The organism is Kitasatospora sp. NPDC051702, assembly GCF_040681575.1.
Classification (GTDB): domain Bacteria; phylum Actinomycetota; class Actinomycetes; order Streptomycetales; family Streptomycetaceae; genus Kitasatospora.
In genome coordinates, this window is record NZ_JBFAZB010000017.1 from 98886 (window position 1) to 122978 (window position 24093).

Genomic DNA, 24093 nt, shown 5'->3' on the forward strand with positions numbered 1-24093 from the left:
CGGCGGTTCCTGTCGGCGGTCAGCGTAGGGGTACGCACCGGCGCCGCCGCACGGGCCCCCGTCGCGACCGCCCCCGCCACGACCACCCGCGCCCGGCCGCCGCGCCCCGGTCGGTTCCGGAGGCGCGGCGGCCGGGCGCGGGTCAGGCCAGCGGCGCCTTGGTGCGCAGCACCTCGACGAAGGCCCGCAGCCAGGCCGGGTGGTCGGGCCAGGCACGCGCCGAGACGACCACGCCGTCGACGACCGCCTCACCGTCGACGTACTCGGCGCCGGCCGCCTTCACGTCCGGCTCCAGCGCCGGGTAGGCGGCGCTGCGGCGGCCGGACAGCACCCCGGCGGCCGCGGTGATCAGCGGGCCGTGGCAGATCTGCGCGACCGGCTTGTCCCCCTCGAAGAAGTGCCGGACGATCCGCTGCAGGTCTGGGTCGTTGCGCAGGTACTCGGGGGCGCGGCCGCCGGGGATGACCAGGGCCACGTAGTCGGCCGGGTCGACGTCGGCGAGGGCGAGGTCGGCGGGCCAGGTGTAGCCGGGCTTCTCGGTGTAGGTGTCGTAGCCCTCGACGAAGTCGTGGACGACGAACTGCAGGCGCTTCTTCGTCGGGGCGGCGATGTCGACCTGGTAGCCCTCCTCGCGCAGCCGCTGGTACGGGTAGAACACCTCCAGCGACTCGGCGGCGTCCCCGGTGACGAGCAGGATCTTCGATGTCATCGCCGACATCCCTCCACATGATCGAACGACCGACCTGGCACGCCCCTCGGATGTCCCCACCCACCGTGGCGCCGGTCCAAACTCCCGCACCGGCACCTCCGTTGGCAACAGGGCGCACCGGGCGTGCTGCGGCGCGTGAGCGGCGGGGCACGCCGGGCATGGGTCGTGTGCGCCGGGTCACCGCCCCGCTGCGGCGGACGGCCGGGCGCGGCCTAGACTCCTGCTGCCCGCCACCGACCGACCGCCTCCCGGGGGAGCCCATGCCGGACCGCACCACCTACCTCGTCCTGCCGGGCTACCAGAACTCCGGGCCGGAGCACTGGCAGAGCCGTTGGGAGGCCGCCGAGCCGGAGTCCTTCCGGCGGGTCGTACAGGCGGACTGGGACCGGCCCGACCCGCAGGACTGGGTGGCCCGGGTGGACGCGGCGGTGGCCGGGGCCGCCGCCGACGGGGCGGTGGTGCTGGTGGCCCACAGCCTCGGCTGCATCGCGGTGGCCCGCTGGGCGGCCACCGCGCCGGCCGCACGGACCTCCGCCGTGCGGGGGGCGCTGCTGGTGGCTCCGGCCGACATCGACACCGCGGACGTCCCGGAGCTGGTGGGCTTCCGCCCGGTGGCGCTGGCGCCGATCCCGTTCCCGAGCGTGGTCGTGGCCAGCTCCGACGACCCGTGGGCCGCCCCCGAGCGGGCCCGGCAGTTCGCGCGGGCGTGGGGTGCCCGGTACGTCGAGCCGGGCGCGTTCGGGCACCTCAACTCGGAATCGGGGCTGGGTGACCGGCCGGAGGGCCGCGAACTGCTCGCGCAGCTGTGACACCTCGGACGGGGGGACGATGAGGAAACGGACACCGAAGGCCCGGCGGATCCTGGTCAGGCTGCTGGTGGCGGGCGGGGTGGCCGCCGTGCTGCTGTACACCGAGGGGCAGTGGGAGAGCCGGTCGGGCGGGCTGATGCTCGTCGCCGACCTGCTGAACCGGCCCGAGCTGTTACTCGGCGCGGCCCTGGCCGCACTGATCGCCGCCGCCTGGCTGGGCGACCGCCGCACCGCCCTGCGCACGGCCACCCGGACCGTGACGGTGACCGCCGGGGTGGTGTTCCTGCTCGGCGTACTGGCCGCGCACAAGGTCGCGGCGGCCGAGACCCGCAGCCGGGAGACCGCCCCGGCGCGGCCCGAACGGGCCCTGGTCGTGGTGCACCGCTCCTACGCGGCCACGGCGCGGACGGGCGACAGCTGGCAGGTGCTGCTGGAGTCCGGCGAGGGCTGGTCGGCCCGGCGCTGGTCGCTGCTCGAGATCGGCCGGGCCCCGGACGAGGCCCGGCTGGTGGAGGCCAGCTGGACGGGGCGGGACCAGATCACCGTGGTCACCGACTCGTACCGGCGCGTCTTCAACCTGGACCAGGACAGCGGCGAGCCGGTCGAGGCTCGGTAGGCGCCGGGGCGCCTCCGGCGGCGCGGCGCAGTCCGTCGAGCCGGTCCGGTCCGTCAGGCCCGGTCCGGTCCGTCAGGCCCGGTCCCCCGGCCAGGCCCGGACGACGCCTCAGCGCAGTCCGGCGGCGTGTGAGAACAGGACCAGCAGCACCGCGTTTCCCGCCGCACCGGCGGCGGTGGCGGAGAGGAAGCGGCCCGCGGTGCCGTCCGGCAGCGGGTTGAGGACCAGTGCCGGCGGGAAGCCGGGCATCGTCCAGACCGCGGCCGCCCACCGGCCGGCCGTGCCGGTCGCGCTCCGGCCCGTGCGCAGTTCCCGGGCCGCGGCCAGCCCGATCGGCAGGCACCCGGCCAGGTAGCCGATCGAGGGCCAGAACACGGCGGGGACTCCGAGGATGCTGTGCGGCATGGCGCCATCGTGCGCCGTCGGACCGCGGCCCCGCATGAGTACGGGTACTCATGCGGGGCCGCGGGGTTCGCATCGCCTCGGTCCACCGGCCGGCGGCGATCACCGGCCGCCGTCGTTCAGTGGTCCTCCGGGTCCTGCGGGGCGGCCGGCGCCGTCGGGGTGGCCGACCCCGCCCGGCCCACCGGGCTGTTGGTGGAGCGCGGCTTCCCGCCGGACGTGCAGGTCGGGGTGGCGGACCCGCTGGGCGTGCTGCAGGCCGGGTCGCGCTTGGGCGGGTCCGGGATGTACACGGTCGGGAAGTCCTTCTCCGGCATGGTCCGGACGGCCTCCTCCATCGCCTGCTGCCAGATCGGGCCGGGGCCGGTCGCCCCGAACACCTCCTGCTGGTAGTGGCCGCCGATCCGGATGTTCTTCATCGGCACCTTGGTGCCCGGGCTGCCCAGCCAGACCGAGGCGGCCAGGTTGCCGGTGTAGCCGGTGAACCAGGCGGACTTCTTCTCGTCCGTGGTCCCGGTCTTGCCGGCGATCTGGCGGCCGTCCTCCAGGCCGAGGTCCTTGGCGGTGCCCTTCTCCGTCACGCCGAGCAGCACGCTGTTGATCACGTCGGCGGTGCTCTGCGACATCACGTCGGAGCACTTGGCCGGGCTGACCGGAACGTCCTTGCCGTCCACGGTGGTGATCCGGTTGATCGCCAGCGGCGCGCAGTAGCTGCCGCGGGCGGCGAAGGTGGCGTACACATCGGCCATCACCAGCGGGCTCACCTCCTGCGTGCCGAGGCCGAGGGCGGGCACCTCCTGCAGCGGGTCGCCGCTCGCCTTCCCCGCCACGCCCAGCTTGTTGGCCATCTGCTTGACGGCGCAGAGGCCGATCTCCTGCTCCATCTGCACGAAGTAGGTGTTGACCGAGAGCGCCATCGCCTCCTTGAGCTCGTACGGGCCGACCTCGCGCGCGCTCTCGTTGGGGATGCTGCCCTCCTTCTTGCCCTTGCTGAGGTTCTTCCAGGTGCCGTCGCAGGTCTTCATCGTCGGCCAGTCCATGCGGTTCGGGGAGTCGTACCGCTGGGTGGGCGACAGGCCGGCCTCCAGGGCGGCGGCGGCCACGATCGGCTTGAAGTTGGAGCCGGGCTGGAAGCCGATGCCGCCGCCCATCGCCGCGTCCACGTTGTAGTTGACGACGGTCTCGTTCTTCTCCTTCGCGAGGCCGTAGGGGCGGGTCTGGGCCATCGCCAGGATCTTTCCGGTGCCGGGCTCGACCATCGTGATCGCCGCCGACACCGGGTCGGTGACGTACACCTGCTGGGAGACGGCGTTCTGGGCGGCGGCCTGCTTCTCCGGGTCCAGCGTGGTGTAGATGTTCAGGCCGCCCTGGTCCCAGAGCTTCTTGCGGTCGGCGGCGTTCTTGCCGAACACCGGGTCCTGCTTGACGACGTGGCGCACGTAGTCGCAGAAGAAGCCCATGCCGGCCTTGGCGGTGATGCAGCCGTTCTGCGGGTCCTTGTACTTCAGGCCGAGCGGGGCGGCCTTCGCCTCCCTGGCCTGGTCCGCGGTGATGTGCTTGTTCTCGACCATCTTGTCGAGGACGGTGTCGCGGCGCTTCTGGGCGGCCACCGGGTGCAGCTTCGGGTCGTACTGGGAGGGGTTCTGCACCAGCCCGGCGAGCATGGCCGCCTCGGGGAGGGTGAGGTCCTTGGCGTCCTTGCTGAAGTACCGCTGGGAGGCGGCCTCGATGCCGTACGCCTGGTGGCCGTAGAAGGTGATGTTGAGGTAGTTGGTGAGGATCTGCTCCTTGGTCAGGTCCTCCTCCAGCTTGATGGCGTACCGGAGTTCCTGGATCTTGCGGCCCAGGGTCTTGCGCTGCGCCTCCAGGACCGCGACCGGGTCGTCGCCCGCCTTCTCCACGTTCACGTTCTTCACGTACTGCTGGGTCAGCGTCGACGCGCCCTGCACGGCCGCGCCGCTCTCGGCGTTCTTGGTGACCGCCCGCAGGATGCCCTTGAGGTCGACGGCGCCGTGCTCGTAGAACCGGGCGTCCTCGATGTCCACCTGTGCCTGACGGATCAGCGGCGACATCTGCTCGGCCGGGATGACCGTGCGGTCGCGCTCGTAGACCTTGGCGATCAGGCCGCCCTTGGCGTCGTAGATCTGCGTCGCCTGGGTCAGCGGAGGGGTCTTGAAGTCGTCGGGGATGCTCTCGAAGCTCTCGGCGCCGCTCTTCGCGCCCAGCCCGACCGCGCCGGCCGCGGGGAGGACCAGGCCGGCCAGCAGCACCCCGCCGAGGGTGCAGCTGCCGAGGAAGGTGACCGTGTGGCCCAGGAATCCGAGGGGGGTCACACGGCGCCGGGGGCGCGGCACCCAGGTGTCGCCCGCGTCCGGGGCAGGTATGCGACTCTTCCGTGACATAGCTGGAACACTACGGCCGCGAATCGCCTGCGAGGGCGGGGTGTTGGCCAACCTTTGTCACAAATCCGCCACAGATTCGGCTCATTCCAGTCGGTCGCACGGGCGGTCGCGCCGGGGCAAGGGCCGTTCGTCCACGGTCCGTCACCCCGGCACCGCCGCAGTGCGGTCCGGCCCGGCCCGGTCAGCCCGCCGGGCAGAAGGTGTCCGCGGCCGGTCGACGGCCGGTGACCAGGAAGTCCGTCACCACCGCGTCACCGCAGGCGTTCCCGTTCGCCACGTACACGTCGTGGCCGCCGGAGTCCACCGTGACCATCCGGGCCCGCTCCCCCAGCGCGGCGCGCAGCCGGAGCGCGCCCCGGTACGGGGTGGCCGGGTCGCGCAGGTTCTGCGCCAGCAGGACGTTCGCCGGGCCCCGGTCGGTCACCCGCACCGGCGGCTCGGCGGGCGCGAACGGCCAGAAGGCGCACGGCATCGCGTTCACCGGCATGCCCGCGGTCAGTGGCCGGGCGGCGCGCTCGGCGGCCACGTCCTCGGCGAGGGCGGCCGGGTCGGCGGGCCAGGAGACGTCGTTGCAGAGCGTGCCCACGGAGACCGCGATGGTGTTCTGCAGCACCTGCTCGGGCGGCGCCACGGGGGCGGGCAGCGGCCGGCGGCCCAGGGCCGCCAGCACCAGCCGGGCCAGACCGGGGAACCTGGCGTCCGCGTACAGGCTCTCCAGCATCGTCTCGCGCAGCACGTTGCCGTTCAGTTCGGCCGGGTTGGCGCCCGGCCAGGGCAGCGGTACGGCGTCCAGGCGGGCCGCGAGGTCCAGGAAGAGCGGGCGGACCTCCTCCGGGGTGTCCGCGAGGCGGTCCGGGTTCCCGGGGGCCGACGCCCACCTGGCGAAGTCCGGGAAGCGGTCCTCGGCGCCCTGTCCGAAGGCGGCCAGCCAGCCGCGCCCCACCCGCGCCGGGTCCGGGTCGTCGTTGCTGTCCAGCACGATCCGGTCGGTGCGCCCGGGGAACAGGGTGGCGTACACCGCCCCCGCGTACGTGCCGTAGGAGGTGCCCCAGGCGGAGAGCCGGCGCTCGCCGAGGGCCTCCCGGATCCGGTCGATGTCCCGGGCCTCGTTGCGGGTGGAGATGCTGCGCAGCACCGGGCCGCCGTTGCGGGCGCAGGTCTCGGCGACCCTGCGGGCGGTGGCCAGGTTCCCGTCGACGGAGCCGTCCGCGGCCGGCCACGGGCGCAGCTTCACCATGGCGAGGTCGTCGTGCTCCAGGCCGCAGTTGACCGGGGTGGAGCGACCCACCCCGCGCGGGTCGAAGCCGACCAGGTCGTAGCGGTCCAGGACGGACTGCGGCAGGCGCTTCACCGCACTGCTCGGGACGTCGACGCCGGAACCGCCCGGCCCGCCCGGCACGGTCAGCAGCACGCCCCGGCGCAGGCCCGGCTTCGCCGACGCGATCCGGGAGACGGCGAGGGTGATCCGCTCGCCCTCCGGGTGGGCGTAGTCCAGCGGGACGCTGACGGTGGCGCACTGCTGGCGGGGATCGGCGCCGCCCTGGCAGGACGTCCAGGCGAGGCGGTCCCGCCCCGCGGTCTCCGGGCCCGCCGCGGCCGGCTGGGCGACCAGGGCGGTGACGGCGAGGGCGGCGGCCGCGGTGGCGGCGGCGAGGGTGCGGTTGATGTTCGGCATGCCGGGAAGTCTGCTGCGCCGGGGGCGGCCGGCCCATCCGGGCAGCGGGCCGGTCGGGGGTGGGGCAATCCCCCGGCCCGGCACCGCTCCTGGCGGACTGTCAGGCACGCGCGAGCACCGCGGATCGGGGCACGCGCCGCCGGGGGTTCAGAGGCCGAGCAGCTTCGGTTCGGCGGCCAGCGCGCGCAGCGGCTCGCGCGGGTCGGCGACCAGGCGGCGCTCGGCGAGGTCCAGGATGCCGCCGACCCCGGTCACCTCGGCGGCGAGCACGCCGTCCGCCCGGGTCAGGCGCTGCACCACCTGGAAGGTCTTGCCGCCCCGCCAGACGAACGCGCAGCTCACGTCCACCGCGTCGCCCGCGCGCAGCTCCCGCAGGTACTTGACCGTGGTCTCCAGCACGACCGGGCCCACCCCCTTGGCCACCAGTTCGGCCTGCCGGATGCCGGCCGCCTGCAGGTACTCCCAGCGGGCGTGCTCGGCGTACTGGAGGTAGACCGCCTGGTTGAGGTGGCCCTGGGCGTCGGTCTCGTACCCGCGGACGGTGATCCGCGTCGTGAAGTCCTGATCGGTCATGCCCCGCACGCTACTCCGGGCGTCCGGGCGCCGGGCTGTGACCTGCGTCGCGTCGCGCCGGGACGCCCGTCCGGGGCGCGGTCAGGCGAACCGGTCGAGCAGCGGGGTGAGACCGGCCGGGCGCTGCTCGACCGGCAGGTGCTCCACCGGGTGGAAACCGCAGCCGAGGGCGGTCGCGCCGCCGTCGCAGGTGCGGTCGTCGCCGACCATCAGCACCTCGGCCGGGGCCAGGCCGAGGTGCTCGCAGGCGGCCTCGAAGATCGCCGGATCGGGCTTCTGGACGCCGAGCTCGAAGGAGAGCACGTAGGCGTCGACGAGGCCGTCCAGCCCGTGGGCCCGGAAGACCGGCCGCAGGTCCCAGCCGATGTTGCTGACGACCGCGACCGGCACGCCCCGGCGGCGCAGTTCGCGCAGCACCGGCGCGGTGTCCGGGTACGGGCGCCAGCTCTCCGGCGCCATGTGGGTGTCGTAGAGCGCGTCGACGTCGAGGGCCGCGGGCGGCTCCGCCGCGCGGGTGAGCGCGGTGTACGCGGCACGGTGCCGTTCGGGCGTGAGGTCGCGGGTGCGCCAGGCCTCCGCGACCTCCGCGGGGACGTGGCGCGGCGGCACTCCGCCGGGCAGGGCCCCGAACTCCTCCAGCCGCCCCAGCAGTTCGGCGCGTTCGCGGGCGTTCAGCGCCGGGCCGGCGGCGGCGGTGAAGGCGTCAAGCCATTGGGCGGTCGAGGCGACCCGGAAGAGGGTGCCGGAGAAGTCGAACATCACACCTTTGGTCACGCCGCCGAGCCTACCGGGCACCCCGGCGGGGCCACCGGGTGGCCGGAAGCCGGGTGCCCGGCTTCCGGCCACCCGCGCCCCGCGCCGAGGCGCGGGCCGGTCAGCTGTGGCAGTAGTCCACGTTGCCCTGGCCCGCGCCGTAGGTGTTGCTCGCCCAGGCGGCACCGCCGTTGGTCTTGTAGAAGACGAAGTTGCCGTCGTCCTGGATCCTGGCCCGCCCGCCCGGCGCGGAGTTGGTCGCGCCGATGGTGCAGAGGTGGTGCCCGAAGTCGTCGATCAGGATGATGTAGCCGCTCTGCGACCAGTCGACCTGGGTGGGGATGTAGTTGCCCCAGTAGGTGCCGCTCGCCCAGAGCGCCTGCCCGCCGTAGTAGAGCACCAGGTTGCCGTCGCACTGGAACGTCAGCCTGGTGTTACCGGAGATGCGGGACTCCCCGCAGCGCCAGTTGGGCTGGCTGAGCGTGAAGTTGGCCGCGGTGGTGTCCGCGACGGCCGCGGTGGCCGTCAGGCCGAGGGCCGTCGCCGCCGCGCCGACGACCAGGGCGGCGCGGGAGGCGGTTCGCCGGATCGACGATCCCTTGAACGTGCTGAGCTTCATGCCGGAATGCCTTCCGATCGAGGACCAGTTCGTTGGATCGAGCGCGCCAACTGTAGTCACACGGAAGGTTCGTGACGAATGGTTATTTCCGGCCGCGACGGGCTTCCGGGCCCCGGCCGGGCCCCACGGGATCAACGGACGGTGAGGATGCGCGGCCCGTCCTCGGTGATGGCGACGGTGTGCTCGACGTGGGCGGCCCGGCTGCCGTCGTTGGTGCGCAGCGTCCAGCCGTCCGGGTCGGTGCCGTAGTCGTCCCGGCCGCCGGCGATGAGCATCGGTTCGATGGCCAGCACCAGGCCGGGCCGCAGCGGGTAGCCCCGGCCCGGGCGGCCCTCGTTGGGGACGTGCGGGTCCTCGTGCATGCGGCGCCCGATGCCGTGGCCGCCGAAGCCCTCCAGCAGTCCGTAGCGGCCGGCCCGGGCGACGGCGCCGATGGCGTGCCCGATGTCGCCGGTGCGGTTGCCGACCACGGCGGCGGCGATCCCGGCGGCCAGGGCCCGCCGGGCGGTCTCGATCAGGGCGGTGTCCTCGGGGCGGGCGGTGCCGACGGTGAAGCTGACGGCGGCGTCCCCGGCCCAGCCGTCCAGGACGGCGCCGCAGTCGATGCTCACCAGGTCCCCGTCGCGCAGCCGGTAGCCGTCCGGGACGCCGTGCACGACGGCGTCGTTCACGGAGGCGCAGATGACGGCGGGGAAGGGCACCGGCGCGAAGTCGGGGCGGTAGCCCAGGAACGGCGAGGTGGCCCCGGCGGCCCGCAGCACCCCGCGTGCCACCTCGTCCAGGTCCAGCAGGCTGACGCCCTCCGCCGCCGCGGCCTCGACCGCGGCGAGGGCGTCGGCGACGACCCGCCCGGCCTCCCGCATGGCCTCCAGGGCGGCGTCCGTCTTGATTTCGACCATGGTGATGCGACTCCCCTTGCTCCAATTCTTATACCGGTATTTCTATCACGGCCTGGTGGCCCCTGGACACCGGCCCGGAGGGGCCGGGCCCGCGGGGGCCGCCGGCGAGGGCCTAGAATCGGCGGCATGGTGAGGACTCCGCTGACCCCGTGGGAGCGCGAGCGCGGCGAGCGCTTCGGCGCGCTGCTGCGCGGGGCGCGTGGCGAGCGCAGCATGGTCGAGGTGGCTGCCGTGGCCGGAGTCTCGGCGGAGACGCTGCGCAAGATCGAGACCGGCCGGGCGCCGACCCCGTCGTTCTTCACCATCGCGGCGCTGGCGTTCGCGCTGGACCTCTCCCTCGACGAGCTCGCCGCGGCGTGCGTGCTGCCCGGGGGCGGCGAGGCACTGTCGGCCTGACGCCCGACGGCCGGTGCGCGAAGGAGTGCGCGGCGCACGGACCACGACGGCCGAGGCGTGACGGCCGACGCACGGCGTTCGACCCACGACGGCTGCCCCATGACGGCTGCCCCACGGCGGCTGACGCACGACGGCCGACCCACGGCGTTCGACGCACGAAGGCTGGCGCACGACGGCCCGCCCGGGCGGTGGTGCCGCGCCGGGCGGGCCGTCGTGGGGCGGCTGGGTCAGCCGACCGAGCTGTTGTAGCTCTCGATCGCGGGCTGGAGCTCCTTGGCCGCGTCGGTGAGCGCCTGCTGGGCGCTCTTCGAGCCGGCGATGGTCTGCTCGATGGCGGTCTCCACGCCCTTGCGGGCCTGCGGCATCACGCCGAGCAGACAACCGGCCGTGGCCGGGGACGGCTTGGTCGCCTTGAGCTGGTCGATGGCGGTCTGGAACTGCGGGTACTTGGCCACCCACTCCTTGTCCTTGGGGTCGTCCAGGGACTTGCGGTTGACCGGGAAGTAGCCCGTGCCGGTGTGCCAGACGGCCTGCTGCTCGGGCGCGGTGAGGAACTTCTCGAACTCCCAGGCCGCGCGCTTCTCGGCGTCGGAGTGGCCGGGGCCGCTGATCCACAGCGAGGCGCCGCCGATCACCGGGCCGCCCTGGTCGGTGGCCGCGACCTTGGGGAACGCGGCCGTGCCGACGGTGAACTTGGCGGCCTCGGTGTAGCCGCGCAGCACGCCGGTGGACTCCAGGTGCATGGCGACGGTGCCGGCCTTGAAGGCGGCCTGCGCGTCGTCCGTGGTGCGGCCGGTGTTGGCCGCGTAGCCGCCCTTCACCAGGTCGGCCCACCACTGGACGATCTGCGCGCCCTGGGCGGAGTCGAAGACCGCCTTGCCCGCCTTGTTGCCACGGCCGTTGTCCTGGTCGCAGTACATGGTGCCGGACTCGGCGAGCAGCTGCTCGACGAACCAGCCGTAGATCGCGGCGCCGAAGCCGTAGCGGACGGTCTTGCCGTCGGCGTCCTTCTTGGTCAGCTTCTTCGCCAGCTCGCCGAGCTCGGCGAGGTCCTTGGGCGGCTGGGCCGGGTCGAGGCCGGCCTCCTTGAAGGCGTCGGTGTTGAGGTAGAGCAGCGGCATGGAGGAGTTGAACGGCATCGAGACGAGCTTGCCGCCGACCGAGTAGTAGTTGCGGATGTTCGCGTCGAGGTCGTCCAGCGGGTAGCCGTCCTTGTCGGCGAAGGCCTGGGCCGGGACGGTCTGCTTGGAGTCGATCATGAACCGGGTGCCGATGTCGTAGACCTGCACCAGCGCAGGGGTGCCCTTCTGCTGCACCGCCGCCTTGTACTTGGCGACCAGGTCGTCGTACTTGCCCTGGAACTGCGCCTTGATCTCGATCTTGCCCTGGTGGGCCGCGTTGAACTGGCCGACCAGGCCGGTGAGGACCTCGGCGTTCTTGCCGGTCATCGAGTGCCAGAACTCGACGCCGGTGACACCGGTGGCTTGGTCGAGCGCCTGGGCGCCGGGGGCGGCGTCGGAGGAGCCGCCGGAGCCGGCGGTGGAGTCGCCGGAGCTGCAGGCGGTCAGGGACAGGCCGGCCACCAGCAGGGCCGCGAGCGCGCGGGCACTCTTGTTCACGGGGTTCTCTCTCTGTCGGGAGGGACGGGCGCGGACGGACGGACGGGACGGGCGGCGGGAGCCGGAACCCGCGGTGCGAGGTGCGCGGTGCTCGGTGCCCGGTGCTCGGTGCCCGGTACGGGAGCGACCGGCCGGAGGGCTCCGGGTCGACGGCTCAGCGGACGGCGCCCGCGGTCAGCCCGCGGACGATGAAGCGCTGGCCGAACACCACCAGGGCGAGGGTGGGCAGCAGGGAGAGCACGACGCCGGCCAGGATCAGGCCCGGGTCCGACATCTCGGAGTCGCGCAACGAGGTGAGGCCGATCTGCAGGGTCTGCATGTTCGCCGTGCGGGTGATGATCAGCGGCCAGAAGTACTGGTTCCAGGCGGAGAGGAAGACGTAGATCGACAGCGCCGCCAGGGCGGGCTTGTTGAGCGGGACGACGATCCGCCACAGGAACCGCCAGTGCCCCGCGCCGTCGATCCGCGCGGCGTCCCGCAGTTCCCCGGGCAGCTGGCGGAAGGCCTGCCGCAGCATGAAGGTGCCGAAGCCGGAGGCGAGGAAGGGCAGTACCAGGCCGAAGTAGGTGTTGCCCAGCCCCCAGCCCGACAGCGTCAGGTAGTTGGGGATGATGATGGCCTCCCAGGGGACCATCAGCGTCGCCAGGAACACCCCGAACACCGCGGCCCGCGCCCTGAGCGGCAGGAAGACGAAGGCGTACGCGGCCAGGATCGAGGTGAACAGCTGGGCGAGCGTGATGACCGTCGCCGTGATCGCCGAGTTGGCGTACTGCCGGGCCAGCGGGACGGTGTCGACGGCTCCGGCGAAGTTCCGCCCGGTGACGGAGTGCGGGACGAGTGCCGGCGGGTAGGAGGAGAGCTCGGACGGGCCCATGAAGGCACCGGCGACGGCGTAGTACACCGGGAAGGCCACGGTGACGACGGCGACGGCGAGCAGCAGGTGGACGGCGGCGCGGCCGATCAGGTCGCGCGGCGAGCGGCCGGCCAGGGGGCGCCGGCGCGGCGGCGCCCCGGACTCGCTCCCGGTCTCCGCCCGGGCCTCGGTGGCGAGGGTCGTCATGCGTAGTGCACCTTCCGCTCCAGGACGCCGAACTGGACCGCCGTACAGGCGAGGACGACCACCAGCAGCACCACGGCCTGGGCGCTGGCCGTGCCGAAGTCGCTGGAGCCGTAGGCGAAGGCCTTCTCGTAGACGGAGTAGACGAGCGTGCGGGTGGCGCCGTCCGGGCCGCCCTTGGTGAGGATGTGGATCTGGCCGAAACTCTGCAGCGCGTGCACGGTGGAGACCACGGTCAGGAAGAAGAGGTGCGGCCCGAGCATCGGCACGGTGATCGAACGGGCCAGTCGCAGGCCCGACGCCCCGTCGATGCGCGCCGCCTCCACGATCTCCGGCGGGATCGAACCGATGCCGGCGGAGAGCACCAGGACGTTGTAGCCCAGGCTCATCCAGACCGTGGTGAGGGCCACCGAGAGCAGCGCGTAACGGGAGTCGGTCAGCCAGCCGATCGGCCCCCGCCCGAGGTGCGAGAGCAGGCCGTTGAGCACCCCGCTGGCCGGGTTGAAGAACACCGCGAAGACCACGGAGGCGCTGGCCACCGAGAAGGCGAAGGGCAGCGCGAAGGCCGAGCGCAGCAGCCGCACGCCCCTGATCCGGTTCTCCAGCAGCAGCACCAGCGCCAGCGCGCCCAGCACCCCGGGCAGCACCGTGAACAGGGTGAACAGGGCGGTGGTGACCAGGGTGCGCCGGAAGTCCGCCGAGGTCAGCAGGTCCGTGTAGTGCTTCGCCCCGACGTAGCGGGAGGGCGCGCCGAAGAGGTCGTTGGCGTGGCCGCTCAGGTAGACCGTCCGTCCCAGCGGGTAGCCGATGAACAGGACGAAGACCACCAGGGAGGGCAGCAGGAAGGCCCAGGCGAGCCCGTGTTCGCCCCAGCGGCTCCGGCGGCCCGGGTGGGGCGCGTTGTGCGGTGCGGTCGGCATGGGTTGGCGCGTCCGCCTTTCGTTGCGTCGGTTCCGGCCGAAACCGTGTCTTGCCCACACGACGCGTCGGAAACCTCACGATGAGCAACGAGTGTCAGCAGGATTACGCGTTCGCGTCAGATTCCGGCCGACCGGGCACGCGCGGTGCGGCGCCCACCGGGGCAGCCGCGCGCGGAGGGGCGCGGGCCCCGGGCGGGCCCGGTCGCCGACCGGGCGGGGGACGACGGACGAGGGCTCGGCGACCGGTCGGTGACCGGTCGTCGGGCCCTCGGGTCCGCCGTCGGGGACGCCTGTGCGGGATCAGCCGGTGATGCCGCCGTCCAGGACCAGGTCGGCGCCGACGGTGTAGCCGGCCTCCGGCGAGGCGAGGTGGAGGACGGCGGCGGCGATCTCGCCGACCTCGCCCGGGCGGCCGACCGGGACGGTGGACTTCATCCGGTCCGCCTTGTCGGCGGCGCTCTCGCCGGGGCGGCTGGACATCGGGGTGTCCACCGGGCCGGGGCTGACCAGGTTGATCCGGACGCCGTCGGCGATGTGGTCCAGCGCGGCGGTGCGGGTCAGCGCGGTGACGGCGGCCTTGCTGGCCGCGTAGGCCGCGAGGCCGGGGATCCGCATGTGGGCGCCGACGTTGGAGGAGACGTTGACGATCGCGCCGCCGCCGTGGGCCCGCATGTGGGCGATCTGGTGCTGCATGGCGAGCAGGGTGCCGGTCACGTTGACGGTGAGGACCCGCTCCCACTCCTGCGCGTCGATCTCGGCGACCGGGCCGACGGCGCCGAGCACACCGGCGTTGTTGACGGCGACGTCCAGGGCGCCGAACGCCTCGACGGTCTCGCGGACCAGCCGGGCCGCGTCCCGGCCGTCGGTCACGTCACCGGTCAGGGCTACGGCCGTGCCGCCGGCCTCCTCGATCAGCTCGACCGTCCCGGCGAGCGGTCCGGCGCTGCGGCCCGCGACGGCGACCCGGGCTCCCTCCCGGGCGAAGGCGAGGGCGATGGCCCGGCCGATGCCGCTGCCGCCTCCGGTGACCAGGACGGACGTGTCGGCGAAACGCGTGGTCATGACGAGTACTCCTCGGGGTGATCGGTGCTTGCGGTCGTGGTGCTGGTTCGGGGCAGGGCGGCGACCGCGACGGCGGTGAGCGCCAGCCCCGCGGCGGCCGCCGCGAACGCCGCGGCGTAGCCGCCGACGACGGTCGGGCGGGTGGCGGCGAGCGCCATCAGGGCGGCGACGCCGGTGGTGGGGCCGAGTTCCATGGCCGTGTTGAGGACACCCGCGGCGAGGCCGGTCCGTTCGGGCGGCACGCCCCCGGTGGCGAGCACCGCGGAGCCGGCGAAGGCGGCCGCGGCGCCGGCGGGCAGCAGGAGCAGCCCGGGCAGCAGCCCGGTGGCGTAGCCGCTGCCGGGGGTGAGGCCGGCCAGCAGCCCGAGGCCGGCGGCCGCGAGGGCGAGACCGGCGGTGGTGACCGCGGCGGCGCCGTACCGGGCGGTCAGCGGGGCGGCGAGGCGGCCGGCCAGCAGCAGGGCCGCGGCGTACGGCAGGAAGGCGGCCGAGGTGGCCAGGGTGCCCCAGCCGCGCTGCTGTTGGAGGTAGAGGGCGAGCATCAGGAAGGTCAGCGCGGTGGCGGTCGCAGTGGCCGTGACGGCGGCGAGCGCGGTGGCCCGGCGCCGGTCGGTAAGGAAGCCGGCCGGCAGCAGCGGGTCGGCGGCGCGGCGCTGGGCGGCGGCGAAGCCGAGCAGCAGGGCGAGCCCGACGGCCAGCGGGCCGATCACGGCGGGCGCGGACCAGCCGTGTTCGGTGGACGCCACCAGGCCGTAACTCGCCGCACAGACACCGGCGGTGGCGAGTACGGCGCCGCGCAGGTCCAGGGCCGGGCGACGACCGGCGGGAGCGGCGGGCGGCAGCGAGCCGGAGCGGGCGAGCCCGAGCAGGGAGACCAGTACGGGCACCGCGAAGAGCCAGCGCCAGGAGACCCAGGCGGTGACCGCGCCGGAGAGCAGGTTGCCCGCCGTGGCACCGAGCACCGAGAGGCCTCCCCAGGCGGCCATCGCCCGCCGGTGGTCCGCGGGTCCGGGGCGCAGCACGCGGACCACCGCGACGGCGGCGGGTGCGGCGAGGGCCGCGCCGACGCCCTGGGCGAAGCGGCCGGCGAGGAGGGCCGACTGGCCGGGGGCGAGGGCGCAGCCGAGCGAGGCGACGGCGAGCAGGGCGAGCCCCGCCCGCAGGACGGGCCGGCCGCCGTGGCGGTCGGTGAGTCGGCCGCCGAGCAGGAGCAGGGAGCTGAACGAGAGTCCGTAGGCGGCGCTGAGCAGCAGCACGCCGGACGGGCCGAGGCCGAACTCCCGGGCCACCAGGGGCAGCGGCACGGAGAGGATCACGATGGTGAAGATCAGCGTGGCCTGGACGCCGCCGAGCAGCGCGAAGCCGGAACGGGCGGCCGTGGTGGCACCCATGAAAAAATCCCCCCTTATACGACCGTTCGGTCCAGTATCGACACAGCAGTGCATCCCGACGCCCCCGGCGGGCGGGTCAGTCGAGCAGCACCAGCGCCTGCTCGGCGGCGTCCCGCACCCTGGCCGCCCCGTCGACGGTCTTCCCCATCACCCGCATGCCCTGCAACAGCACCATCAGCATCCGGGCCAGCGCCCGGGGTTCCCGCCCGGCGGGCAGCTCCCCCTGTGCCTCGGCGCGCACCAGCGCGGCGACCAGCACCGTCTCCAGGTGCCCGAGGCTGGCCGCCACCCGGCGGGCCGCCGCCTCGTCGTGCGGACCGAGCTCGACCGCGGTGTTGGTGACGAAGCAACCGCGCTTCAGCCCGTCCTCGGCGGAGGCCGTCGCGTACCGACGGACCAGCGCGCGGACGGCCGGCAGCACCGGCCCGGGCTGGGAGAGCTCGGCGAGCAGCACCGGGTCGGTCTGCTCGGCGTAGCGCTCCAGCGCGCGCAGGTAGAGCTCGCGCTTGCTGCCGAAGGTGGCGTAGATGCTCGCCCGGGCGATCCCGAGCCCCTCCACCAGGTCGGCCATCGAGGTGGCCTCGTAGCCGCGCCGCCAGAACAGCTCGAGCGCCGCCTGAAGCGCCGCGTCCGGGTCGAATTCCTTCGTTCGCGCCATGGGAGGACGCTAACCCTTTCCAGATCGATCGGTCAAGAAAGGTCGAAGAGGGGGCGTGATCGACATTTGACGGAGCATTGCCAAGTGGACTAGACCAAAGCTACCCTTACCGCCCCGTACCTCCTCCCCCCACAGGAGGCGTTTCCATGTCCCTGAACCTCCCCGCCACCCGCCGGCAGGCCGCCGAGGCCGCCCGCCCACTCGTCCTGACGGCCTTTCGGGCCGTCGTCGGACTGCTCTTCGCCTGCCACGGCGCCGCCTCGCTCTTCGGCGTCCTCGGCGGCGCGAAGGGCGGCGGCACCGTCCCGGCCGGGCAGTGGCCCGGCTGGTGGGCCGCACTGATCCAGCTGGTCGGCGGCACCCTGGTGGTGCTCGGCGTCGGCACCAGGGCGGCCGCCCTGATCTGCTCCGGCTCGATGGCCTACGCCTACTTCACCGTCCACCAGGAGCACGCCCTGCTACCGCTGCAGAACGGCGGCGAGCCTTCCGTGATGTTCTGCTGGGCCTTCCTCGCCATCGCGGTGCTGGGCTCCGGCCCGTTCGCACTGGACCGGCTGCTCACCCGGCACGCCGACGCACCCGCGCCCGCCGAGCCCGCCCCGGCCGGCGCCCGGCCCGGGCCCACCGGCTGACCGGCTGACCAACCGGCCGACTGACCGGTCAAGGTCGGAACGGTCGGCCGACCGTTCCGACCCGACCGGCGCGCGTCCGGCGGGCACGGGCGCGGCAGTGCGGCGGGCCGACCGCCTGCGGTCAGCCCTCCGCCAGGTGCCGTTCCACCGAGGCGACCTTGCCGGTGAGGCCGTCGGTCACCCCGGCCCGGTCGTCGATCTTGATGACCGTGCTCACCCGGCCGCTGTAGGCCTTCACCGCCTCGATCGCCTCCCTGATCACCGGCATCACCTCGTCCCACTCCCCCTCGACGCTGGTGAACATCGCGTCCGTGCGGTTGGGCAGACCGCTCGCCCGCACCACCCGGACGGCGGCGGCCACCGCCTCGCCCACCTCCTCACCGATCCCCAGCGGGGTCACCGAAAACGCCGCGATCACCGTTCTGCGCTCCTCACACCGGCACTGCACACACCGACCGCACCGACGGCGCCGGGAGCACCGACGGCACCGGTCGCGGCCCGGAGGAATCCCCGGACCGCGACCAGGCTAGACACTCCCCCGCGCCGGCAGCGGAACCGACGGACGGTCGGCGCGCGGACGGGCGGGCGGCCACCGACCCGCGGTCGGGAGCCGTCGGGCGCTCGGGCCTCCGACGGGGACTCAGGCCTCCGACGGGGGCTCAGGCCACCGTCGGCAGCGGTGGTTCGACGGCCAGCGGGGCGGTCGAGCGGGCCCGGTGCTGCGCGGCCCAGGCGGCGAGGGCGACGGTGCAGGCGTGGTCCAGGTGGCGCAGGCCCGACCAGTCCAGCTCCACCGGCCGGTCGGCGGGCAGCCGCTCCAGGGCGTCCAGCAGCCGGGGCAGCCGCAGGAAGGTCGCGTTGCCGCTGAGCCGGACGCGGTGCAGCGCGGCCCCGGTCGGCAGGACCAGCTCCTCCACGGCGATCTGCAGGTGCGAGGTCTGCCAGGCCGACTTCACCACGGCCAGCCCCACACCGATCAGCACGCCCTCGAACAGGTCGGTGGCGATGATCGCGGTCGCGGTGACCCCGAGCACCAGCGCCTCGCCGTGGTGCTCCCGGCCCAGCGCGGCGATCCGCCGCAGCGGGACGAGCTTCGCCCCGGCGTGCACCAGCACGGCGGCGAGCGCCGTCAGCGGGACGAGCCCGAGCGCGCCGGGCAGCAGGGCGGTGAACAGCAGCAGCCACAGCCCGTGCATCGTGCGCGAGGCCCTGCTGCGGGCGCCCGCCTGGACGTTGGCGGCGCTGCGGACGATCACCGCGGTCATCGGGAGGGCCCCGAGCAGTCCGCACACCGTGTTGCCGACGCCCTGGGCCGTCAGCTCGCGGTCGTAGTGGGTGCGCGGCCCGTGGTGCATCCGGTCGACGGCGGCGGCGCTGAACAGCGTCTCGGCGGAGGCGATCAGGGTGAAGGCGACGACGGTGCCGAGGCCGGCGGTGCCGACCAGGGCGTCGAGCGCGGCGCCGCCCGGCGGCTGGACGACGTCGAGCAGTCCGGCCACCCGGACCCTGGCCACCGGCAGGTCGGCGGCGGCCGTCACGGCGGCGGCCAGGCCGACCGCGGCCAGCGGTGCGGGCACCGCGCGGGCGACGCGCCCCGGTACGTACCGCCAGCCGACCAGCACCAGCAGGGTGCCCAACCCCAGCGCGATCGCGCTCGGGGCGGCCGCGCCGGTGAGCACGTCCGCGAGCAGGCGGGGCAGCCCGGCGATCTTCTCCGGCCCGGTGGCCGGGGCCCGGCGGTCGGCGAGCGCGTAGAGCTGGCCGAACAGCAGGGTCAGCCCGATGCCGGCCAGCATGCCGTGCACCACGGAGGCGGACATCGCCCGGAACCAGCGGCCGAGCCGCAGGGCCCCCATGACGATCTGGAGCAGCCCGGTGCCGAGCACCAGCAGGCCGAGCGCGCCGACGCCGAACTGCTGGACGGCGTCGTAGACCAGGACGGTCAGCCCGGCGGCCGGGCCGCTCACCTGCAGGCTGCTGCCGGGCAGCAGGCCGACCACCAGACCGCCCACGATGCCGGTCACCAGGCCCAGTTCGGCCGGGACGCCGGAGGCGACGGCCACCCCGACGCAGAGCGGCAGGGCGACCAGGAACACCACCAGCGAGGCGGGCAGGTCGTGGCGCCAGGGGACGGCGCGCAGCACGGCGAGCGGGCTCCGGCCGCGGCCCGGCGGGGCGGGCTTGCGGGGGCGGCCCGCGGGGGCGTTCCGGGGCGGTCGGCTCACCCGGTCACCACCGGGGGGCGGTCAGGGCGATCAGGGGAACAACGCATGGGGACGTTCCTTTCCCGCGCCCGGCACCGCGGGCGCGCCGTCACTGGGCAGGGGGCGGCGTGGGCGGACACGACGGTGGCGGACGGGCGCCGGAGCGCGCGCCGGGGGCGGCAGGCGGCTTGCCGGCGGGGTGGCGCGAGGACCACCAGGCGGTGCGGGGGCCGGGCGTCGGGCGTCGGGCGTCGGGCCGGAAGATCCGGACGACGGAGGGCGTCGGGGGCCGGGCGTCGGGTCGGAGGATCCAGACGACGGAGGGGTCGGTCGAGGCGGGGCCACCGGAGCTCCGGACCGCCCCCGCCACCCCCCGCCGCGGCCACGGCCGGACCTGCCGGGCCCGGCGTGGCACCGACGGTACCCAGCGCCCCGGGGCGGCCCGACACCGGACACCTCCCCTTCACCCGCCCTGCACACCGGCGCCACACCCAGGCCCGGAACACCCGGTTCCACGGGCACACCAGCACGACCCGCGGCCGCGTGTACGAACCAGGCCGGTGCGGCACGGTTTGCAGCAATCGACGACTCGGTCGCCCCGGAGGCCGTCGAGTGCTGGAGGAAGCGGCGATGGTCCGGCCGGACCCGCCGTGACAGCCTGGCCGGACACCCGGACGCCCGCACCGACCTGCGGTTTCACCGCCGGCGGCCCGCTTCCACATTCTGTTGAAACTCCCCTTGACGCCCCGACAGGGCCCGCCGTACCGTGTTTCCACATACAGAAACCGTTCTTCCGTATGGTGGAATTCTGGAGATGAGCCCTCCGACCCACTGCCGGCCGACGCAGGAGAAACCCGATGCCTCGTATGACAGCCGCCCGCGCGGCGGTGGAGATCCTCAAGCTCGAAGGCGTTGAGGTCGCGTTCGGCGTGCCGGGCGCAGCCATCAACCCGTTCTACGCCGCCCTCAAGGCCTCCGGCGGGATCAGGCACACGCTCGCCCGGCACGTCGAGGGCGCCTCCCACATGGCCGAGGGCTACACCCGCGCCAAGGCCGGCAACATCGGTGTCTGCATCGGCACCTCGGGCCCGGCCGGCACCGACATGATCACCGGCCTGTACTCGGCCATCGCCGACTCGATCCCGATCCTGTGCATCACCGGCCAGGCCCCCGTCGCCCGCCTCCACAAGGAGGACTTCCAGGCCGTCGACATCGCCTCGATCGCCAAGCCCGTCACCAAGGCGGCCACCACCGTCCTGGAGGCCGCGCAGGTCCCCGGCGTGGTCCAGCAGGCGTTCCACCTGATGCGCTCCGGCCGTCCGGGCCCGGTCCTGATCGACCTGCCGATCGACGTCCAGCTGACCGAGATCGACTTCGACCCCGAGGCCTATCAGCCGCTCCCGGTCTACAAGCCGACCGCCAACCGGATCCAGATCGAGAAGGCCCTCGCGCTGCTCCAGGAGTCCGAGCGCCCCCTGATCGTGGCCGGCGGCGGCGTCATCAACGCCGACGCCTCCGAACTGCTCCGCGAGTTCGCCGAGCTCACCGGCGTCCCGGTCGTCCCCACCCTGATGGGCTGGGGCATCGTCCCCGACGACCACGAGCTGAACGCCGGCATGGTCGGCCTGCAGACCTCGCACCGCTACGGCAACGAGAACTTCCTCGCCTCGGACTTCGTCCTCGGCATCGGCAACCGCTGGGCCAACCGCCACACCGGCGGTCTGGACGTCTACACGGCGGGCCGCACGTTCGTCCACGTCGACGTCGAGCCCACCCAGATCGGCAAGATCTTCGCCCCCGACCTCGGCATCGCCTCCGACGCGAAGGCCGCCCTGGAGCTCTTCGTCGAGGTCGCCAAGGAGCTCAAGGCCGCCGGGCAGCTCAAGGACCGCGGCGAGTGGGCCGCCGCCACCCAGGCCCGCAAGGCGCAGCTGCAGCGCCGCACCCACTTCGACAACGTGCCGCTCAAGCCGCAGCGCGTCTACGAGGAGATGAACAAGGCCTTCGGCCCGGAGACCCGCTACGTCACCACCATCGGCCTCTCCCAGATCGCCGGCGCGCAGATGCTGCACGTCTACAAGCCGCGGCACTGGATCAACTGCGGCCAGGCCGGCCCGCTGGGCTGGACCATCCCGGCGGCGCTGGGCGTCGCCACCGCCGACCCCGAGGGCCAGATCGTCGCGCTCTCCGGCGACTACGACTTCCAGTTCATGATCGAGGAGCTGGCGGTCGGCGCCCAGCACCGCATCCCGTACGTCCACGTGCTGGTGAACAACTCGTACCTGGGCCTGATCCGCCAGGCGCAGCGCAACTTCGACATCGACTTCCAGGTCAAGCTGGAGTTCGAGAACATCAACGCGCCGGAGCTGGGCGTCTACGGCGTGGACCACGTCAAGGTCGCCGAGGGCCTGGGCTGCAAGGCGATCCGGGTCACCGAGCCGGAGGGCCTGCTGCCCGCCTTCGAGGAGGCCAAGAAGCTGGCCGCCGAGTTCCGCGTCCCGGTCGTCGTCGAGGCGATCCTGGAGCGGGTCACCAACATCTCGATGAGCGGCAACGACATCGACAAGGTGAACGAGTTCGAGGAGCTCGCCACCCTTCCCGAGCACGCGCCGACCGCCATCCGGCCGCTGGCGCTCTGACCGGCACCGGACGGGCCCGGGTCCCTCCCCCCGGGCCCGTCCGGCTCGCCGCCCCGCACCCCGGGCAGCGGCGCGCCCGGTCCACCCCGCCCGCGCGGAACACCGGCGGGCCCGGCACGGTTGACCCGGCCGGGGCGGCTACCGTGACCACGGGAGCCACCCGCCATCCCGACCTGCCGAAAGGACCACCACCGTGAGCCTGTACGACATCCCGCTGCGCACCCTCGCCGGCGAGGCCGCCTCCCTTGCCGACCACAAGGGCAAGGCGCTGCTGATCGTCAACGTCGCCTCCAAGTGCGGCCTGACCCCGCAGTACGCGGGCCTGGAGCGGCTCCAGGAGCGCTACGCCGGGCGCGGGTTCACCGTGCTGGGCTTCCCCTCCAACCAGTTCGCCGGGCAGGAGCCGGGCAGCGCCGAGGAGATCCAGACCTTCTGCTCCACCACCTACGGCGTGTCCTTCCCGCTGTTCGAGAAGACCGACGTCAACGGTGACGACCGCCACCCGCTGTACGCGCAGCTGACGCAGCACGCCGACGCCGAGGGCCAGGCCGGGGACGTCACCTGGAACTTCGAGAAGTTCCTCGTCGCCCCGGACGGCACCGTCGCGGCCCGCATCCGCCCGCGCACCGAGCCCGAGGCGGACGAGGTCATCGCCGCCATCGAGGCCGTCCTCCCCGCCTGATCACCCACCCGCCGAAGGCCCGGGGCCCCGCCCCGGGCCTTCGGCGTCTCCGCCCGCCCACCGGTCGGGACCCGGGCGGGGGCGGGGGCGGGGGCTGGCGGATGATGGGGGGGCAGGACGGGGCGGCGGACGTGAGGTGGTCGTGGTGGCGGTCGGGGAATCGACGGAGTCGGGCGCGGCGGACGCGGGCGTGGCGGCCCCGGGCGGGCGGCGGAGGCGGCGGTCCGCGGTCAGGCGGCTGGGCGTCCTCGTGCTGGTGCTCGTGGTGCTGTGCCTTCCGCCGTGGTGGACGGTGTTCGCCGGCGCCGGCTGGCCGTTGCCGGTGGTCCTGGGCGGCACGGCCGTCCTCGCCGCCTGGATGCTCTCCTTCCCCTTCCTGATGATCGCGGGGCACGGGGCGCGGCAGTCCGACCGGGCGGCGCGGGTCGCCGACACCAGCCTCGGGGTGGTCTGGGTGCTGTTCACCTGGTCGGTGCTGGGCGCTCTGGCGGACCTCGTGCTGGGCGGGCTCGACGTCGGCGGCGCCGACCGGTCCAGGGCCGTGGCCGTGGCGGTGGCGGTGGTCTCGGCGGGGCTGCTCGGCTGGGGGCACCACGAGGCGATGCGCGTGCCCCGGGTGCGGCGGCTGGACGTCCACCTCCCCCGGCTCGGCGCCGGCCTGGACGGGACCCGGGTCGTGGTGCTGGCCGACACGCACTACGGGCCGATCGACCGCGCGCACTGGTCGGCGCGGGTCACCGAGGTGGTCAACGGTCTCGACGCGGACGTCGTGGTCCACGCCGGCGACATCGCCGACGGCACGCCCGCCCGGCGCTGGGAGCAGTCCGCGCCGCTGGGGGCGGTCCGGGCCCGGCTGGCCAAGGCCTACGTCACGGGGAACCACGAGTACGGCAGCGAGGCCCAGGGCTGGCTGGACCGCATGGCGGACCTCGGCTGGGAGCCGCTGCACAACCGTCACGTCGTGGTGGAGCGGGGCGGGGACGCCCTCGTGCTCGCGGGCGTCGACGACGTGACGGCGGCGTCCTCCGGCCTGGCCGGGCACCGTGCGAACCTGCTCGGAGCGCTGGCGGGGGCGGACCCGGACCAGCCGGTCCTGCTCGTCGCCCATCAGCCCAAGTACGTCCCGCAGGCCGCCGCAGCCGGGATCGACCTGCAGGTCTCCGGACACACCCACGGCGGCCAGATCTGGCCGTTCAACCTCCTCGTCCGGATCGACCAGCCGGTGGTGCACGGTCTGAGCCGGCACGGCGAGCGGACCCAGCTGTACACCAGCCGGGGCACCGGCTTCTGGGGGCCGCCCTTCCGGGTCTTCGCCCCGAGCGAGATCACCCTGCTCACCCTGCGCGCGACCACCGGATGACGCACCGCGTGACGCC

The 24093-nt window shown here is 74.1% G+C and carries 23 protein-coding genes; 7 read left to right on the forward strand and 16 right to left on the reverse strand.

Annotated elements, in window-relative coordinates; all coding sequences use genetic code 11:
- Window positions 1–142 precede the first annotated feature (142 nt).
- Window positions 143–709: a DJ-1/PfpI family protein gene (locus tag AB0N04_RS17085; protein WP_360220272.1), complete on the reverse strand. Its 567-nt coding sequence runs from the start codon at window positions 707–709 to the stop codon at window positions 143–145.
- Window positions 710–969: 260 nt separating this feature from the next.
- Between AB0N04_RS17085 and AB0N04_RS17090 the strand changes: the two genes are divergently transcribed.
- Together AB0N04_RS17090 and AB0N04_RS17095 are read left to right on the forward strand one after the other, a co-directional pair.
- Complete coding sequence (locus tag AB0N04_RS17090; RefSeq protein WP_363364634.1) at window positions 970–1518, forward strand: alpha/beta fold hydrolase; 549 nt, start codon at window positions 970–972, stop codon at window positions 1516–1518.
- A gap of 19 nt (window positions 1519–1537) precedes the next feature.
- Window positions 1538–2134 carry a hypothetical protein gene (locus tag AB0N04_RS17095; protein ID WP_360220266.1) on the forward strand — a complete coding sequence of 199 codons (597 nt, stop codon included), beginning with the start codon at window positions 1538–1540 and terminating at the stop codon, window positions 2132–2134.
- A gap of 108 nt (window positions 2135–2242) precedes the next feature.
- On the opposite strand, the gene AB0N04_RS17100 is transcribed toward AB0N04_RS17095, so the two are convergent.
- From AB0N04_RS17100 to map, 7 genes are all read right to left on the reverse strand, one after another.
- Window positions 2243–2539, reverse strand: a complete 297-nt coding sequence (locus AB0N04_RS17100; protein WP_360220264.1) for a hypothetical protein — start codon at window positions 2537–2539, stop codon at window positions 2243–2245.
- Window positions 2540–2655: 116 nt separating this feature from the next.
- Complete coding sequence (locus tag AB0N04_RS17105) at window positions 2656–4938, reverse strand: transglycosylase domain-containing protein (protein ID WP_363364637.1); 2283 nt, start codon at window positions 4936–4938, stop codon at window positions 2656–2658.
- A 181-nt stretch (window positions 4939–5119) separates the two neighbouring features.
- Window positions 5120–6613, reverse strand: a complete 1494-nt coding sequence (locus tag AB0N04_RS17110; RefSeq protein WP_360220258.1) for an alpha/beta hydrolase — start codon at window positions 6611–6613, stop codon at window positions 5120–5122.
- Window positions 6614–6760: 147 nt separating this feature from the next.
- Entirely contained in the window at window positions 6761–7186 is a 426-nt protein-coding gene (locus tag AB0N04_RS17115) for an acyl-CoA thioesterase (protein WP_360220255.1), read from the reverse strand.
- Window positions 7187–7267: 81 nt separating this feature from the next.
- Window positions 7268–7960, reverse strand: coding sequence for an HAD-IA family hydrolase (locus tag AB0N04_RS17120; protein WP_360220252.1), 693 nt, complete (start codon window positions 7958–7960; stop codon window positions 7268–7270).
- Between the two features lie 100 nt (window positions 7961–8060).
- Complete coding sequence (locus AB0N04_RS17125; RefSeq protein WP_360220249.1) at window positions 8061–8558, reverse strand: hypothetical protein; 498 nt, start codon at window positions 8556–8558, stop codon at window positions 8061–8063.
- Between the two features lie 131 nt (window positions 8559–8689).
- Window positions 8690–9457 carry a type I methionyl aminopeptidase gene (map, locus tag AB0N04_RS17130; RefSeq protein ID WP_360220246.1) on the reverse strand — a complete coding sequence of 256 codons (768 nt, stop codon included), beginning with the start codon at window positions 9455–9457 and terminating at the stop codon, window positions 8690–8692.
- Window positions 9458–9583: 126 nt separating this feature from the next.
- Between map and AB0N04_RS17135 the strand changes: the two genes are divergently transcribed.
- Complete coding sequence (locus tag AB0N04_RS17135; RefSeq protein ID WP_360220243.1) at window positions 9584–9853, forward strand: helix-turn-helix transcriptional regulator; 270 nt, start codon at window positions 9584–9586, stop codon at window positions 9851–9853.
- A 227-nt stretch (window positions 9854–10080) separates the two neighbouring features.
- On the opposite strand, the gene AB0N04_RS17140 is transcribed toward AB0N04_RS17135, so the two are convergent.
- From AB0N04_RS17140 to AB0N04_RS17165, 6 genes are all read right to left on the reverse strand, one after another.
- Window positions 10081–11472, reverse strand: a complete 1392-nt coding sequence (locus AB0N04_RS17140; RefSeq protein WP_360220240.1) for an ABC transporter substrate-binding protein — start codon at window positions 11470–11472, stop codon at window positions 10081–10083.
- 154 nt (window positions 11473–11626) lie between these two features.
- Window positions 11627–12532, reverse strand: coding sequence for a carbohydrate ABC transporter permease (locus tag AB0N04_RS17145; protein WP_360220237.1), 906 nt, complete (start codon window positions 12530–12532; stop codon window positions 11627–11629).
- Window positions 12529–13449 (reverse strand): sugar ABC transporter permease, encoded by a 921-nt coding sequence (locus AB0N04_RS17150; protein ID WP_360220234.1) that lies wholly within the window; start codon window positions 13447–13449, stop codon window positions 12529–12531. The genes AB0N04_RS17145 and AB0N04_RS17150 overlap by 4 nt, the downstream gene beginning before the upstream one ends.
- A gap of 300 nt (window positions 13450–13749) precedes the next feature.
- Complete coding sequence (locus AB0N04_RS17155) at window positions 13750–14511, reverse strand: glucose 1-dehydrogenase (RefSeq protein ID WP_360220231.1); 762 nt, start codon at window positions 14509–14511, stop codon at window positions 13750–13752.
- Entirely contained in the window at window positions 14508–15902 is a 1395-nt protein-coding gene (locus AB0N04_RS17160; protein WP_360220228.1) for an MFS transporter, read from the reverse strand. Before AB0N04_RS17160 ends, AB0N04_RS17155 begins: the two co-directional genes overlap by 4 nt.
- Before the next feature lie 76 nt (window positions 15903–15978).
- Entirely contained in the window at window positions 15979–16560 is a 582-nt protein-coding gene (locus AB0N04_RS17165) for a TetR family transcriptional regulator (protein ID WP_360220225.1), read from the reverse strand.
- Between the two features lie 146 nt (window positions 16561–16706).
- On the opposite strand from AB0N04_RS17165, the gene AB0N04_RS17170 reads away from it, so the two are divergent.
- Window positions 16707–17192 (forward strand): DoxX family protein, encoded by a 486-nt coding sequence (locus tag AB0N04_RS17170; protein ID WP_360220222.1) that lies wholly within the window; start codon window positions 16707–16709, stop codon window positions 17190–17192.
- Between the two features lie 121 nt (window positions 17193–17313).
- On the opposite strand, the gene AB0N04_RS17175 is transcribed toward AB0N04_RS17170, so the two are convergent.
- Window positions 17314–17610, reverse strand: coding sequence for an MTH1187 family thiamine-binding protein (locus AB0N04_RS17175; protein WP_360220219.1), 297 nt, complete (start codon window positions 17608–17610; stop codon window positions 17314–17316).
- Window positions 17611–17851: 241 nt separating this feature from the next.
- The gene (locus AB0N04_RS17180) at window positions 17852–19336 is read right to left on the reverse strand and encodes a SulP family inorganic anion transporter (RefSeq protein WP_360220275.1); all 1485 of its coding nucleotides are present in this window, start codon (window positions 19334–19336) and stop codon (window positions 17852–17854) included.
- A 917-nt stretch (window positions 19337–20253) separates the two neighbouring features.
- Between AB0N04_RS17180 and gcl the strand changes: the two genes are divergently transcribed.
- The 3 genes from gcl (at window position 20254) to AB0N04_RS17195 (ending at window position 24077) form a co-directional block, all read left to right on the forward strand.
- Window positions 20254–22035 carry a glyoxylate carboligase gene (gcl, locus tag AB0N04_RS17185; protein WP_360220216.1) on the forward strand — a complete coding sequence of 594 codons (1782 nt, stop codon included), beginning with the start codon at window positions 20254–20256 and terminating at the stop codon, window positions 22033–22035.
- Window positions 22036–22228: 193 nt separating this feature from the next.
- A complete protein-coding gene (locus tag AB0N04_RS17190; protein WP_360220213.1) occupies window positions 22229–22717 on the forward strand; it encodes a glutathione peroxidase in 489 nt (162 codons plus the stop codon).
- Window positions 22718–22862: 145 nt separating this feature from the next.
- Entirely contained in the window at window positions 22863–24077 is a 1215-nt protein-coding gene (locus tag AB0N04_RS17195) for a metallophosphoesterase (protein WP_360220210.1), read from the forward strand.
- Window positions 24078–24093: the final 16 nt, after the last annotated feature.